The 13,678-nt window shown below is 71.8% G+C and carries 13 protein-coding genes and 1 riboswitch; of the genes, 2 read left to right on the top strand and 11 right to left on the bottom strand.

The window, feature by feature from the left end:
* Window positions 1-14 precede the first annotated feature (14 nt).
* On the bottom strand, window positions 15-971 hold the full coding sequence (locus tag ACWD3E_RS22480; protein ID WP_451389301.1) for a hypothetical protein: 957 nt from the start codon (window positions 969-971) through the stop codon (window positions 15-17).
* A 253-nt stretch (window positions 972-1,224) separates the two neighbouring features.
* On the opposite strand from ACWD3E_RS22480, the gene ACWD3E_RS22475 reads away from it, so the two are divergent.
* Together ACWD3E_RS22475 and ACWD3E_RS22470 are read left to right on the top strand one after the other, a co-directional pair.
* Complete coding sequence (locus tag ACWD3E_RS22475) at window positions 1,225-1,845, top strand: uridine kinase family protein (protein WP_451389379.1); 621 nt, start codon at window positions 1,225-1,227, stop codon at window positions 1,843-1,845.
* A 450-nt stretch (window positions 1,846-2,295) separates the two neighbouring features.
* On the top strand, window positions 2,296-4,167 hold the full coding sequence (locus ACWD3E_RS22470; RefSeq protein ID WP_451389378.1) for an AAA family ATPase: 1,872 nt from the start codon (window positions 2,296-2,298) through the stop codon (window positions 4,165-4,167).
* 84 nt (window positions 4,168-4,251) lie between these two features.
* Here ACWD3E_RS22470 and ACWD3E_RS22465 read toward each other — a convergent pair whose 3' ends face one another.
* The 10 genes from ACWD3E_RS22465 to ACWD3E_RS22420 all read right to left on the bottom strand — a co-directional run bounded on the left by ACWD3E_RS22465 (window position 4,252) and on the right by ACWD3E_RS22420 (window position 13,664).
* Window positions 4,252-5,337 (bottom strand): hemolysin family protein, encoded by a 1,086-nt coding sequence (locus ACWD3E_RS22465; protein ID WP_451389300.1) that lies wholly within the window; start codon window positions 5,335-5,337, stop codon window positions 4,252-4,254.
* Window positions 5,334-6,668 (bottom strand): hemolysin family protein, encoded by a 1,335-nt coding sequence (locus ACWD3E_RS22460; RefSeq protein WP_451389299.1) that lies wholly within the window; start codon window positions 6,666-6,668, stop codon window positions 5,334-5,336. The genes ACWD3E_RS22465 and ACWD3E_RS22460 overlap by 4 nt, the downstream gene beginning before the upstream one ends.
* A gap of 246 nt (window positions 6,669-6,914) precedes the next feature.
* Window positions 6,915-7,367 carry a PH domain-containing protein gene (locus tag ACWD3E_RS22455; protein ID WP_451389298.1) on the bottom strand — a complete coding sequence of 151 codons (453 nt, stop codon included), beginning with the start codon at window positions 7,365-7,367 and terminating at the stop codon, window positions 6,915-6,917.
* A gap of 46 nt (window positions 7,368-7,413) precedes the next feature.
* A complete protein-coding gene (gene hisG, locus ACWD3E_RS22450; RefSeq protein ID WP_451349379.1) occupies window positions 7,414-8,262 on the bottom strand; it encodes an ATP phosphoribosyltransferase in 849 nt (282 codons plus the stop codon).
* Between the two features lie 49 nt (window positions 8,263-8,311).
* A complete protein-coding gene (locus ACWD3E_RS22445) occupies window positions 8,312-8,584 on the bottom strand; it encodes a phosphoribosyl-ATP diphosphatase (RefSeq protein ID WP_158919248.1) in 273 nt (90 codons plus the stop codon).
* A 33-nt stretch (window positions 8,585-8,617) separates the two neighbouring features.
* Entirely contained in the window at window positions 8,618-9,103 is a 486-nt protein-coding gene (gene ribH / locus ACWD3E_RS22440; protein ID WP_451389297.1) for a 6,7-dimethyl-8-ribityllumazine synthase, read from the bottom strand.
* A gap of 48 nt (window positions 9,104-9,151) precedes the next feature.
* Entirely contained in the window at window positions 9,152-10,444 is a 1,293-nt protein-coding gene (locus ACWD3E_RS22435; protein WP_451389296.1) for a bifunctional 3,4-dihydroxy-2-butanone-4-phosphate synthase/GTP cyclohydrolase II, read from the bottom strand.
* On the bottom strand, window positions 10,441-11,082 hold the full coding sequence (locus ACWD3E_RS22430) for a nicotinamide mononucleotide transporter family protein (protein ID WP_451389295.1): 642 nt from the start codon (window positions 11,080-11,082) through the stop codon (window positions 10,441-10,443). Before ACWD3E_RS22430 ends, ACWD3E_RS22435 begins: the two co-directional genes overlap by 4 nt.
* Window positions 11,079-11,684, bottom strand: a complete 606-nt coding sequence (locus ACWD3E_RS22425) for a riboflavin synthase (protein WP_451389294.1) — start codon at window positions 11,682-11,684, stop codon at window positions 11,079-11,081. Before ACWD3E_RS22425 ends, ACWD3E_RS22430 begins: the two co-directional genes overlap by 4 nt.
* 155 nt (window positions 11,685-11,839) lie before the next feature.
* Window positions 11,840-11,970: riboswitch (FMN riboswitch) on the bottom strand.
* A gap of 455 nt (window positions 11,971-12,425) precedes the next feature.
* Window positions 12,426-13,664 (bottom strand): ROK family transcriptional regulator, encoded by a 1,239-nt coding sequence (locus ACWD3E_RS22420; protein ID WP_451389293.1) that lies wholly within the window; start codon window positions 13,662-13,664, stop codon window positions 12,426-12,428.
* Window positions 13,665-13,678: the final 14 nt, after the last annotated feature.

The following is a 13,678-nucleotide window of genomic DNA, read 5'->3' as shown; positions in this document are numbered from 1 at the left end:
GGGAACGTGCGGGGTCAGAGGGGTCCGGGGACGGGCAGGCCGCAGGCGCGCCGGGCCCGGGAGAGCTGCTCGGCGGGGTCACCGAAGGCGCTCCAGGGCATGCGCGAGGCGTACGGACCCATCGCCGTGAACACCGCCCGGGCCTCGAACTCGCGCTCCCCCATGATCAGCGCGTGCGCGAGGTAGGCCAGGTCGAGCACCGGGGTGAAGCGGTAACCGGCCACCGTGGGCAGCCAGTTGCGGTAGATCGCCAGCGCGGTGGAGCGCCACTGCGGCTGTTCCCAGACCCGGCCGGCCAGCAGCTGGGTGGGGTTGTAGCTCTCCACCAGGGCGACCAGGGGCAGCAGCCGCAGGGCGGAGTTGACGGGCGCCCGCTGACTGAGGAAGGCGGCCACGTCCCAGGCGGCGTTGACCGAGCCGCCGTGGCGGGCGAAGAAGAACGACAGGAACCGGTGGTGGGCCTCGCGGTGCCACGGGTCGAAGGACAACACGTGCGCGAACAGCCGCCAAGGGCCCGGCGGGGCGGTGAGCAGCCCGTTCGGGGCGGGGTCGCGCAGCCGGTGCAGGCGGGTCATGGCCAGCTTGGCGACCCAGGGGGTGGGATCGTCGGGGGCGACGGCGGCGGCCCGGTCACAGGCGGCCAGCGCGATCCGCTCCAGCGCCTCGGCGCGCTCGTCGTGGGCGTCGGCGGCCCGCATCGCCCGCTGCACCGCCACGCGGGCCCACATCAGCGCCGCCTCGGGCGACGGCTCCTCGGCCAGCCAGCGCTCGACCAGGTCGGTGCCGGCCGCCTCGGACGCCAGCACCAGCGAGCGGTGCGCCCGCAGCCCGAAGTCGGAACGCGTCTCGGCGAGGGCTTCGTGCGCGCTCCGATAACGCCCGGCGCGCACGTCGACGCATACGCTCGCCAGGACACGGTCGTCAGCCGCCGGATGCCATACATAGTGCCCTTCGAATAACCCCGCGGCCATGCTCCCCTGTCCGTCCCCGTTCGACACATCGCAGTTGCGCGCTGGAGGCACCATACTCAGCGGCGGGCACACTCGGAACGCCGAATTCGACATATCGGTCAGCGGATTCGGGATGTTTATCGAGGGGATTGACTGGCCGCCAGCCGATGGTTCAAGAAGTGACGATTTCCCACCCGCCGGTCCCGTCGGTACGCGGCACCACTAGACTGTTTCCGGAAAACCCCCGACACCGCACCACACCACGGGAATCGCCATTCACGACCTCGCCGCCCGGCTGCGCGGGCTCCCCCCGTCTCTCGGGCCGGTCCGGCTGATCGGCGTCGACGGGCACGCAGGCTCCGGAAAGTCCACCTTCGCGGGCCGGCTGGCCGCCGCGCTGGGCGGGGCCCCGGTGCTGCACCTCGACGACATCGCGAGCCACGAACAGCTGTTCGACTGGACCGGACGGCTGCTGGCCCAGGTGATCGAGCCGCTCGCCCACGGCGAGAGCGCGCACTACACCCCCTACGACTGGCGCACCCGCGCGTTCACAGCGCCGCGCCCCCTGCCGCCCGCGCCGGTGGTCCTGATCGAGGGCGTCGGCGCCGGCCGCCGGGCGTTGCGCCCGCATCTGGCGCGACTGCTGTGGATGGAGCTGCCCCACGAGGACTCCTGGGCGCGCGGGCGGCTGCGGGACGGGGCGGAGCAGCGGGAGTTCTGGGACAGGTGGGTCACGGCGGAGCACGAGCACTTCACCGCCGACCCTTCACGCCCCCATGCCGATCTTCTGGTCATGCAGACACCCGAGGGGTACACGGTGCTGCCGGGACCGGGGTCGCCTCGTGTGACAGGCCAGGAGGTCACTCACCGTGACGGACCATCCGCGATGTGCTGAAGTTGTGAAGATCGCGATTCGAGAACTTCTTCAAGTGCCCCAACTGCGCTTGACCGGGGGGCCGTACAGGTCTTACGTTCTCAATGTGCGGCCTTTGGAGCCGCCCACAAACGCGAAGCCCCCGGTTGTTCCCCCGTGATCGGGGGCTTCGTTCTGCCCGCGTGCCGTTTTCCGGACGCCCCGCGCGCCTCCGCGCTCACCCTCGGTCACCGTACGGCCCGCTCCCCCTCTGCCGTCCGCATGCTCCCGTCCGCTCCCACCTCGTCGAACGGGCCCCTGCGCCACCCTTCGGCGCACGGTCGTGCCGCGGGTACGATGCCCTCGGTGCGACCTTCGAGCAGTGCCTTGCGCACCTGCAACTCCGGTCCGCAGCACAGCGGTTCGAGCGCGGCGGCCGTCGGGCGACTGCCCGGTGGTGAACCACGGGGGCACGGTCTGTGGGGGGACGTGATGGACTTCGGCACGCAGGGCCCCGCGGCCCCGGCCGACCTCGCCTGGCTGCGAGGTGTGGACGCCTACACGATGGGGGCCTATCCGCAGGCCGAGGAGGAGTTCCGGGCCGCGGTCCGGATGGACTCCGGCATGGCGGACGCCTGGCTCGGGCTGCACGCCTTACGGGTGGACACGACGACCGCGCTGCTCAGGATGTTCCGGCACCGGGACCGCTTCGGGGAGCAGCGTGCCCGGCACCGCAGATCGCTCAACTCCTGGTACTGGCTGGGCTGGTGGGTGCAGCCGGTGCTGGAGAGCCCGCGCGACCTGCTGCTCGCGCACGCCTCGCACTGGCTGGACGGCCGGCACGTGCCGGAGCTGGACCGGGCGCTCGCGGGGCTTCCGCCGGTGGACACCGATCCTCAGGTCCGCTTCCTGCACGCCTGCCGCACCTATCTGGTCAAGGACTGGGACCAGTTGGTACGGCACACCGACCCGCTGCTCGACGACCCCCTCCTCGGCATAGAGGCGGGCCTGTTCGGCGGCATGGCCCGGGTGCGCCTGGAGATGTACGGGCAGGCCGAGCCGCTGCTGTCGGCGGCGCTGATGCGCTGCCGCAGCGAACAGCCGCAGCGCAAGGAGCTGCGCTACTGGCTGGCCCGCGCCCACGAGGGCACCGGCCGCTCGGCCGCCGCCCTGCCCCTGTACCGGGCGGTGCACCGGGTCGACCCCGCGTTCATGGACACCGCGGCCCGCCTCGCCGCGATCGCCGAGGGCGACGGATACGAGGACGGGGTCGACGCGGTCGACCTCGCCGCGATCACCCTCACCGGGGCCGGGCAGGACGCGGTGGACGGACCGGACGGCTTCGATCCGCTCTTCGGTACCGAGGGGCGCGATCTGCGGCTGACCGACCCCGAACCGCCGGCCGGTCCCCTGCCGTCGGTGGGGGATCCGGCGGTGCGGATGAAGACCGGCGTGCCCTCGTCACCGATCCCGGCCGGGCCGACCGACCCGGCGCTGCTCGCGGAGGCGCTCGCCGAGCTGGAGCGCATGGTGGGCCTGGAGCCGGTCAAGCGCCAGGTCAAGGCGTTGTCGGCGCAGCTGAACATGGCACGGCTGCGGGCCGGGCAGGGGCTGCCGGTGCAGCCGCCCAAGCGGCACTTCGTCTTCTCCGGGCCGTCGGGCACGGGCAAGACCACGGTCGCCCGGATCCTGGGCCGGGTCTTCTACGCGCTCGGGCTGCTCGGCGGCGACCATCTGGTGGAGGCCCAGCGGGCCGATCTGGTCGGCGAGTACCTCGGCCAGACGGCCGTGAAGGCCAACGAACTGATCGACTCCGCGATCGGCGGGGTGCTGTTCGTGGACGAGGCGTACTCTCTGTCCAACTCCGGCTATGGCAAGGGCGACGCGTACGGCGACGAGGCGCTGCAGGTGCTGCTGAAGCGGGCCGAGGACAACCGCGACCACCTGGTGGTGATCCTGGCCGGCTACCCGGAGGGCATGGACCGGCTCCTCGCCGCCAACCCCGGACTGTCCTCCCGCTTCACCACGCGCGTCGACTTCCCCTCCTACCGGCCCCTGGAACTCACCGAGATCGGCAAGGTGCTGGCCGCGGAGAACGGCGACCTGTGGGACGAGGAGGCGCTGGAGGAGCTGCGGTCCATCGCCGGGCACGTGGTCGACCAGGGGTGGATCGACGAGCTGGGCAACGGGCGGTTCCTGCGGACGCTGTACGAGAAGAGCTGCGCGTACCGGGATCTGCGGCTGTCGGTGTATCCGGGGGCGCTGTCACGGGAGGACCTGGCGACGCTGCGGCTGCCGGATCTCATGCAGGCCTACGGGGAGGTGCTGTCGGGGCGGGGGCCGCAGGATCCGGCGGGCATGTAGGTACGCCCGGAGCAAACACCCCAGGGGCGCGGGGCTGCGCCGACATGCGGCTCCGCTCCCCGCGCACCCTCGGGCGACGACGGTCTACGTGGCGAACGCCTGCTCCGGCTCCCCGCTCACCCTCGGCTCCGTCAGCTTCACCTCCGTGGTCTTCCGGTGGGCCGGGTCCCGTACCTCGCCCACCAGGAGTTCCAGTACGTCCTCCAGGGCGACCAGGCCCAGGGCCCTGCCGTGTGCGTCCGCCACCTGGGCCAGGTGGGTGGCCGCCCGGCGCATCACCGTCAGGGCGTCGTCCAGGGGGAGTTCCGCGCGGAGGGTCGCCATCGGGCGCCAGACGTGCTGCGGCACCGCCCGGTCGGAGTCCTCCAGGTCCAGGACGTCCTTGACGTGCACATAGCCCATGAAGGCGCCCGTCTCGGCCGCCACCGGGAAGCGTGAGTAGCCGGTGCGGGCGGTCAGGGCGACGATCTCTCCCGGGGTGACCGACGGGGCCACCGTGACCAGCGACTCGCGCTTGAGGAGGACGTCGGTGACCGGGCGGGAGCCCAGTTCCAGGGCGTCCTCCAGCCGCTCCCGCTCCTCCGGGCCGAGCAGGCCCGCCTGGCCGGAGTCCTCCAGCAGGCGGTTGAGCTGCTCGCTGGTGACCACGGCCTCGACCTCGTCCTTGGGCTCGACGCGGAAGAGCCGCAGGATGCCCTGGGCGCAGGCGCCGAGGGCGACGGTGATCGGCTTGCAGAGGCGGGCGAAGTAGACCAGGCCGGGGCTGAGCCACAGCGCGGCCTTCTCCGGTGCGGCCATGGCGAGGTTCTTCGGGACCATCTCGCCGATGACGAGGTGGAAGAAGACGACGCCGGCCAGGGCGATGACATAGCCCAGCGGGTGGATCATGCCGTCGGGCAGCCGGATCGCCTCGAACGCCGGCTCCAGCAGGTGGGCCACCGTCGGCTCGGCGACCGCGCCGAGCGTCAGGGAGCACACGGTGATGCCGAACTGCGCGGCGGCCATCATCTGCGGCAGCCGCTCCAGGCCGTACAGCACCTGGCGGGCCCGCGCGGTGCCGAGCGGTTCGATCTGGCTGCGGCGCACGGAGACGAGCGCGAACTCGGCGCCGACGAAGAAGCCGTTGGCGAGCACGAGCAGCGCGGCGAAGACGAGTTGGAGGACGCTCATCGGGCGGCCTCCATGACACCCGGCGCCGGGACCGTCCTGACCAGGCGGACCCGCTCGGCGCGGTAGTGGCCGACCTGGCGGACCGAGAGCCGCCAGCCGGGCAGTTCGGCCCGGTCGCCGGGGGCCGGGATGCGGCCGAGCAGGTCGGCGACGAGTCCGGCGACGGTCTCGTACGGCCCCTCGGGCACGTCGAGGCCTATGCGCTGGAGGATGTCGACGCGGCAGCTGCCGTCCACGTCCCAGGCGGGCTTGCCGTCCTCGGGCGGGGCGGCGGCCAGCTCGGGCACGTCCTGGCGGTCGTGCTCGTCGCGGACCTCGCCGACGAGTTCCTCCACGATGTCCTCCAGGGTGACCACGCCCGCCGTGCCGCCGTACTCGTCCACGACGACCGCGATGGGCTGCTCGCTGCGCAGCCGGGCGAGGAGGGGCTGGACGGGCAAGGTCTCGGGGACCAGCAGCGCGCGGCGGGCGATACGGCTCACCGGGGTGCGCAGCCGGTCGTGGACGGGGACGGCGAGGGCGTCCTTGAGGTGGGCCATGCCGACGATCTCGTCGATCTTCTCCCGGTAGACCGGGAAGCGGGACAGGCCCGTGGCGCGGGTGAGGTTCACGACGTCCTCGGCGCTGGCCGAGTCCTGGAGCGCGCTGACCTTCACGCGCGGGGTCATCACGTGCTGCGCGGTCAGCTCGCCCAGCGACAGGGTGCGCACGAACAGGTCGGCCGTGTCCTGCTCCAGGGCGCCGGCCTGCGCGGAGTGCCGGGCCAGGGAGACCAGCTCGCCCGGGGTGCGGGCGGAGGCCAGCTCCTCGGCGGGCTCGACGCCGAGCGCGCGCACCAGCCGGTTGGCGACGGTGTTGAGCGCGGCGATCACCGGCCGGAACAGGCGGGCGAAGTGGTGCTGGGGCCCGGCCACGAACCTCGCGACCTGGAGCGGCTTGGACACCGCCCAGTTCTTGGGCACGAGCTCACCGACCACCATCTGGAGCGCGGAGGCGAACAGCATGCCGACGACCACGGCGAGGCCGGAGGCGGCGCCGTCGGGGACGCCGATCGCGGCGAACGGGCCGCGCAGCAGATCGGCGAGGGCCGGCTCGGCGAGCATACCGACGACGAGGGAGGTGATGGTGATGCCGAGCTGGGTGCCGGAGAGCTGGAAGGACAGCTCCTTGAGCGACTCGACGACCGTGTGGGCGCGCTTGTCACCCTCGGCGGCGGCCTTCTCGGCGTCCGGGCGCTCGACCGTCACCAGACCGAACTCGGCCGCCACGAAGAAGCCGTTGGCGAGAATCAACAGGAAAGCCGCTCCGAGGAGCAGCAGCGGGATGGTCATGATGCCGCCGCCTCCGCGTACACGCGGAGCTGGTCCGCGGTATGTCGGGAGGGGACGGCGCGGGTACTACAGGACGATCCGTCCATCGCCGGAGGGAGTCACTCCTCGGGTTGCAGGAACCCCTGTGCACCGGGCGGTGCCACAGGGGCGGAGGCGTGATGTTTCGCCTCCGCCACCAGATTAATCAAGACCGGGCCTTGAGCGGCAGGGCAGACGCCCCCGAGTGGGCCCGGAGTGAGCCCCGACTCAGCCCTGAGGCCCCTCGGGGTCGTGGGCGGACCGCTGCTCCACGAGGGCGCGCAGGGCCCGGGCGTCGGCGATGGCGCGGTCCCTGGCGATGCCCGGCTGGATGCCGAGCGCGGGCAGGCTGGTGCCGTCGCTGAGGTTGAGGAACACCCAGGGGTCGCCCGGGCGGAGGTTCACCTGGAGGATCTCCGCCCAGGCCAGACGCCGCCGGCCGGCGATGTTGACGACCGTGACCCCGGACTCCTCGGCGACGACCTTCACCCGGGCGAGCCGGGTCAGCACCCAGCAGATCAGCGCGCCGGTGACGACGAAGCTGACCCGCTCCCCCGGGCCGATGTCCAGCAGCATCGCGACTCCGGAGATGACCAGGAGGATCACCACGCCCGCGGTGAGCAGGATGGCCCGGGTCAGGTTCGGCCGGAAGGTCACGGGGAGGGTGGGCACGTCGGACATCTCGTTCTCGGGTGCTGACGGGTTCTCGGAGGCGGCAGGTCGCCCCTCAGAGGCGGCAGGCGTGGATGGCCGTGGTCAGAATGGCGCGGGCGCCGATGGCGTACAGGTCGTCCATGATCCGCTGGGCCTCCTTGGCGGGGACCATGGCGCGGACGGCGACCCAGCCCTCGTTGTGCAGCGGGGAGACGGTCGGGGACTCCAGGCCGGGCGTCAGGGCGACGGCCTTCTCCAGCTGCTCGACGCGGCAGTCGTAGTCCATCATCACGTAGGTCCGCGCGACCAGGACGCCCTGGAGGCGGCGCAGGAACTGCTGGACCTTCGGCTCCTCGCCGTCGGCGCCGGTGCGGCGGATGACGACGGCCTCGGACTTCATGATCGGCTCGCCGAAGACCTCCAGGCCCGCGTTGCGCAGCGAGGTGCCGGTCTCCACCACGTCGGCGATGACCTCGGCGACGCCCAGTTCGATGGCGGTCTCGACGGCGCCGTCCAGGTGGACGACGGAGGCGTCGATGCCGTGGTCGGCGAGGTGCCCCGCGACGATGCCCTCGTAGGAGGTGGCGACCGTCTTGCCCTTGAGGTCCTGGACGCCGTCGGCGGTGCCCGGCTTGGCGGCGAAGCGGAAGGTGGAGCGGGCGAAGCCCAGCGGCAGGATCTCCTCGGCGTCGGCGCCGGAGTCGATCAGCAGGTCGCGGCCGGTGATGCCGATGTCGAGGCGGCCGGAGGAGACGTAGATCGCGATGTCGCGGGGGCGGAGGTAGAAGAACTCGACCTCGTTCTCCGGGTCGACGATCCGCAGCTCTTTGCTCTCCCGGCGCTGCTGGTAGCCGGCCTCATGCAGCATCTCCGCCGCAGGGCCGGACAGTGAACCCTTGTTGGGGACGGCGATGCGCAGCATGAGGTCGGCTTCCTTCGCGTGGTGGGATGTGGTTCTGAGCTGGTGGTGCTTAAAGGTGGGCGTAGACGTCGTCGAGGGAGATCCCGCGCGCGACCATCATCACCTGGACGTGGTACAGCAGCTGGGAGATCTCCTCGGCAGCCGCCTCCTTGCCCTCGTACTCGGCGGCCATCCAGACCTCGGCGGCCTCTTCGACGACCTTCTTGCCGATGGCATGGACGCCCTTGCCGACCAGCTCTGCGGTACGGGAGGTGGCGGGATCGCCGTTGGCGGCCTTGTGCTGCAGCTCGGTGAAGAGCTGCTCGAACGTCTTCTTGGACATGGTGGTCCCACCCTACGCGGTGTCCAGGACCTTTCAGTGCCAGGGTTCGGATACTGAGCGGAGCGTCGCGGCGGTCGCGACCGCCGCGGTCACCGCCTCGTGGCCCTTGTCCTCGTTCGAGCCCTCGATGCCGGCCCGGTCCAGGGCCTGCTCCTCGGTGTCACAGGTGAGCACGCCGAAGCCGACGGGGACGCCGGTGTCGACGGAGACCTGGGTGAGGCCCTGGGTGACGCCCTGGCACACGTAGTCGAAGTGGGGGGTGCCACCGCGGATGACGACGCCGAGGGCGACGACCGCGTCGTAGCCGCGGCCGGCGAGGACCTTCGCGGCGACCGGCAGCTCGAAGGTGCCGGGGACCCGGATCAGGGTCGGCTCGTCGATCCCCAGCTCGTGCAGGGCGCGCAGGGCGCCGTTGACCAGACCGTCCATCACCTTCTCGTGCCACTGCGCCGCGATGACGGCGACCCTGAGGTCGCTCGCGTTGCGTACGGACAGTTCCGGTGCACCCTTGCCGCTCACGTCTCTCCTAAGGCGTTTCTTCTTACTGGTCTTGCTTACTGGTCTTGCTCACTGGCCGGCCGCGGAGGCCGCCGCGACCGGCGTGTCGAGCCAGGGCAGTTCGTGCCCCATCCGGTCCCGCTTGGTGCGCAGGTACCGGAGGTTGTGCTCGCCCGCCTGTACGGGCATCGGCTCGCGGCCGGCGACCCTCAGGCCGTGGCGCTGCAGCGCGTCGGTCTTCTCGGGATTGTTGGTCATCAGGCGGACACTGCGCACCCCGAGGTCGGCGAGGATCTGCGCGCCGGCGCCGTAGTCGCGGGCGTCGGCGGGCAGGCCGAGTTCGAGGTTGGCGTCCAGGGTGTCCCGGCCGCGTTCCTGGAGTTCGTAGGCGCGCAGCTTGGACACCAGGCCGATGCCGCGTCCCTCGTGTCCGCGCAGGTAGACGACGATGCCCCGGCCCTCGGCGTGGATGCGTTCCAGGGCGGCGTCCAGCTGGGGGCCGCAGTCGCAGCGCAGGGAGCGGAAGACGTCGCCGGTGAGGCACTCGGAGTGGACCCTGACCAGGACGTCCTCGCCGTCGCCGATCTCGCCGTGGACGAGGGCGACGTGCTCGACGCCGTCGAGGGTGGACCGGTAGCCGTAGGCGGTGAAGGTGCCGTGCGCGGTGGGCAGGTGGACCTCGGCCTCGCGGCGGACGGTGGGGTCGTTGCTGCGGCGGTAGGCGATCAGATCCTCGATGGAGATGATCGTCAGGCCGTGCTTGCGGGCGAACGGGATCAGCTCGGGCAGGCGCAGCATGCGGCCGTCCTCGCCGGCGATCTCCACGATGGCGCCGACCGGCTTGAGGCCCGCGAGGCGGGCGAGGTCGACGGCGGCCTCGGTGTGACCGTTGCGGACGAGGACGCCGCCGGGCCGGGCGCGCAGCGGGAAGATGTGGCCGGGGCGGACGAAGTCGCTCGGCTCCGCCGTGCCGCTCGCGAGCAGCTGGAGCGTCGTCGCCCGGTCGGAGCCCGAGATGCCGGTGGTCACACCGTGCGCGGCGCCGGCGTCCACGGAGACGGTGAACGCGGTCTTCATCGACTCGGTGTTGTCCTCGACCATCTGCGGCAGCTGCAGCCGGTCGAGTTCCTCGCCCTCCATGGGAGCGCAGATCAGGCCGCGGCACTCGCTCATCATGAAGGCGACGATCTCGGGGGTCGCCTTCTCGGCGGCGATGACGAGGTCTCCCTCGTTCTCGCGGTCCTCGTCGTCCACGACGACGACCGGGCGGCCGAGGGCGATATCGGCGATGGCCTGCTCGACCGGGTCGAGCGTGAAGTCCTCGATGTCGTCGGTGCCGTACAGCACGGGGGCCGAGGTCATGCCGGTGCTCCTTCCAGGACGGGCTGCGGGCTCGTGCGGGAGCGCAGCCACCAGTCGCGCATGCCCCACAGGACGAGCGCGCCGTAGATGACGTAGACGAAGCCGGAGAAGGCGTAGCCGTTGGCGAAGTTGAGGGGCACGCCGACGAGGTCGACGAGCAGCCAGGCGATCCAGAACTCGACCATGCCCTTGGCCTGGGCGTACATCGCGACGATGGTGCCGACGAAGATGTAGGCGTCCGGCCAGGGGTCCCAGGACAGGCTCGGGTAGGCCTTGAAGAGCAGGGCGACCGCGACCGTGCCGACGGCCGCCGCGACGGCCATGGCCGCGCGCTCGGTCCAGCTCGCGAAGCGGGGGGTGATGTGCCCGTCCGCGGACCGGCCCTTGGTGCGCTGCCACTGCCACCAGCCGTACAGTGCGACGGCCATGACGACAACCTGCTTGCCGGCGCTGCCGGTCAGGTGGCCGTAGAAGGCGGCGAAGAGGACGAGGCCGGAGAGGAACTGCACGGGCCAGGTCCACAGGGAGCGGCGCCAGCCGAGGGCCAGGGTGATGAGGCCCAGGGTGTTGCCGACCATGTCGGACCAGATGATGGGCTGTCCGAACAGCGTGAAGGCGTGGGAGTTGAGCCAGTTCACCGCCCGTCCCCCTGACCGGAGGCGAGCAGCCGCTCGACGTACTTGGCGATGACGTCTACTTCGAGGTTGACCGGGTCGCCGGGCTGCTTCACGCCGAGCGTGGTCAGGTCGAGGGTGGTCGGGATGAGGCTGACGGTGAAGTAGTCCGGGCCGGCCTCGACGACCGTGAGGCTGATGCCGTCGACGGTGATGGAGCCCTTCTCCACGACGTACCGGGCGAGGTCCGCGGGGAGCGAGATCTTCACGATCTCCCAGTTCTCGGAGGGCGTGCGCGCCAGCACCTCGCCGGTGCCGTCGACGTGGCCCTGCACGATGTGCCCGCCGAGGCGTGCGCCGACGGCGGTGGGGCGCTCCAGGTTGACACGGGAGCCGACGGTGAGCGCGCCCAGGCTGGAGCGGGTCAGCGTCTCGGCCATGACGTCGGCGGTGAACTCGTCGCCCTCGTGTTCGACGACGGTGAGACAGACCCCGTTCACGGCGATGGAGTCGCCGTGCTGCGCGCCCTGGGTCACGACGGGGCCGCGGAGCCGGAAGCGGGAGGAGTCGCCGAGGTTCTCGACGGCGGTGATCTCACCCAGCTCTTCGACGATTCCAGTGAACACTTCCCGGGTCCTCCAGCCTCATTGGGCACGGACTCCGGGGCCTGTCGATGACGACAGCGTGTACGGGTGAACACGCCGAGGGCGACGCCGAGATGGATCCGTCCGCGTACGGACGAACCCAGATACGGCGGCGCGCACATGTGCATGCTCGCCCGCCGCGCACTGCCTCCCATCCGGACTTTAACCGTCGGTCCAGGAATTTCACCTGGTCAACCGGCCGCTGGAAGCGACCGGGTCGCGGACTGTAACCGCCGGTTCGGACTTTCACCGACCCCGGAGTGCGCTGCTTCTGGTACATGGCCAGTTTGCCACGCCCGATGCTCACTCATACAGGCGATCGGTGTGGGGTCGCTCACAGCATGCGCCCCGGACTTGCGCGGAGCGGCCCCCTCCCCCCAACAGCCGTACGACCCCGAGGGGTTGACCCGTCCGGGTGACCAGCGCCAAACCCATTGACCATATTGGTCTAGTCCTTTTATGGTTCGGGCGCGCCCGGTGGCGGTGACGACGGCCCTTGCCCGCCGCCGGGCTGCTGCGGCTCGGAGCGGCTGCGGTGCTGCGCGCGACCCGGTTCCACGACCTGGTCCCCGCCGGGCCGGCCGACCAGCCGGTCGAGGTGGCCGAAGCGGCGGACCGTCTCGCCGAGTTGGCGCTCACGGCACCCGCCGGGCGGGGGGCGGACCCGGACGGTCCGGAGATCCGCTCACTGGACGCCGACAAGATCCAGAAGACGCCCCCAGGTCAGCGCTCGGGCGGTGCGAACAGTTCCTCCTGGGCCCGTTCCCGTGCCGTCAGCAGGGCTCCGCGCAGGACTGCGGTTCCGCCGAGGGTGCTCGGTCGCACCTCGGTGACCAGGGGGGACATCCGGCGGAGGCGGTCTGCCACGCGGGCGGCCAGCGGCGGGCCACCGGCCTGGCCGATCTCGCCGCCCAGGACCACGCAGCCGGGGTCCAGGATCGCGGCGACGGAGGCGGCACCGACGGCGACGCGGTCCGCCAGGGTGTCGAGGAAGCGGCCGGCGTTTCCGTGCGGCGACTGAACCGCCTCGGTCACCGCCGCGAGGACGAGCTCCGCCGCCCCCGGCCCGTCCATCGGCGCGTCCGGCACGGGCAGGCCGTACTCCGCGGCCAGCGTGCCGATCGCCGCCGCCCCGGCCAGAGAGTGGAAGCCGCCGTCGCAGTCGGTCGCCGACGGGAGGGACGTCGTTCCGGGGACCGGCAGGAAGCCGATCTCGCCGGTGCCGCCGGAGGCGCCGCGGCGCAGGGTGCCGTCGAGGACGACGGCGGCGCCGACGCCGTGGCCCAGCCACAGCAGGACGAAGGTGTCCCGGTCGCGGGCGGCGCCCTCGCGCTGCTCGGCCACCGCGGCCAGGTTGGTCTCGTTCTCCACGATGACCCGGACCTCGGGCAGCCGTTCCTGCAGGGCCGCGGCCAGCCGGCGGTGCCAGGCGGGCAGGCCGCCAAAGTCGCGGAGGTCGCCGGTGGCCGGGTCGACGAGGCCCGGTGCTCCGATGCCGATGGTGTGCAGCCTCCCCCACGCTCGAACGCCCTCGCGAGGGGGCACCCCCATCGCGCCGGCCTCCTTCGCGGTGCGCTCCACCGCGGCCACGGCCTCCTCCACGGCGGGCCCGGTCCCGGTGTCCTTGCCGATCGGCACGGACGTCTCGGCGAGCACCCGCCCGACGAGGTCGGAGACCAGCACGAAGACGCCCCCGGTGCGCACATCGAGGGCGACGAGGTGGGCGCGGTCGGCAACGATGCCGTACAGCCGGGCGTTCGGCCCGCGGCGCACCTCGCCGGACTCGCCCACCACCGTGATCAGTCCGGAGGCGGTGAGCCGCTCGACGAGGTCCGCGACAGTGGGCCGGGACAGTCCGGTCAGCTGCTTCAACCGCCCTGCCGTCAGCGGGCCTTCCTGCTGCAACAGCCGCAGGGCCAGCCGGTCGTTGATGGCCCGGGCGGTGCTGGGTGATGCGGGCATGACGGAAATCCTCC

Source organism: Streptomyces sp. NPDC002676, from assembly GCF_053592455.1.
This window is presented reverse-complemented; position numbering and strand designations above follow the sequence as displayed.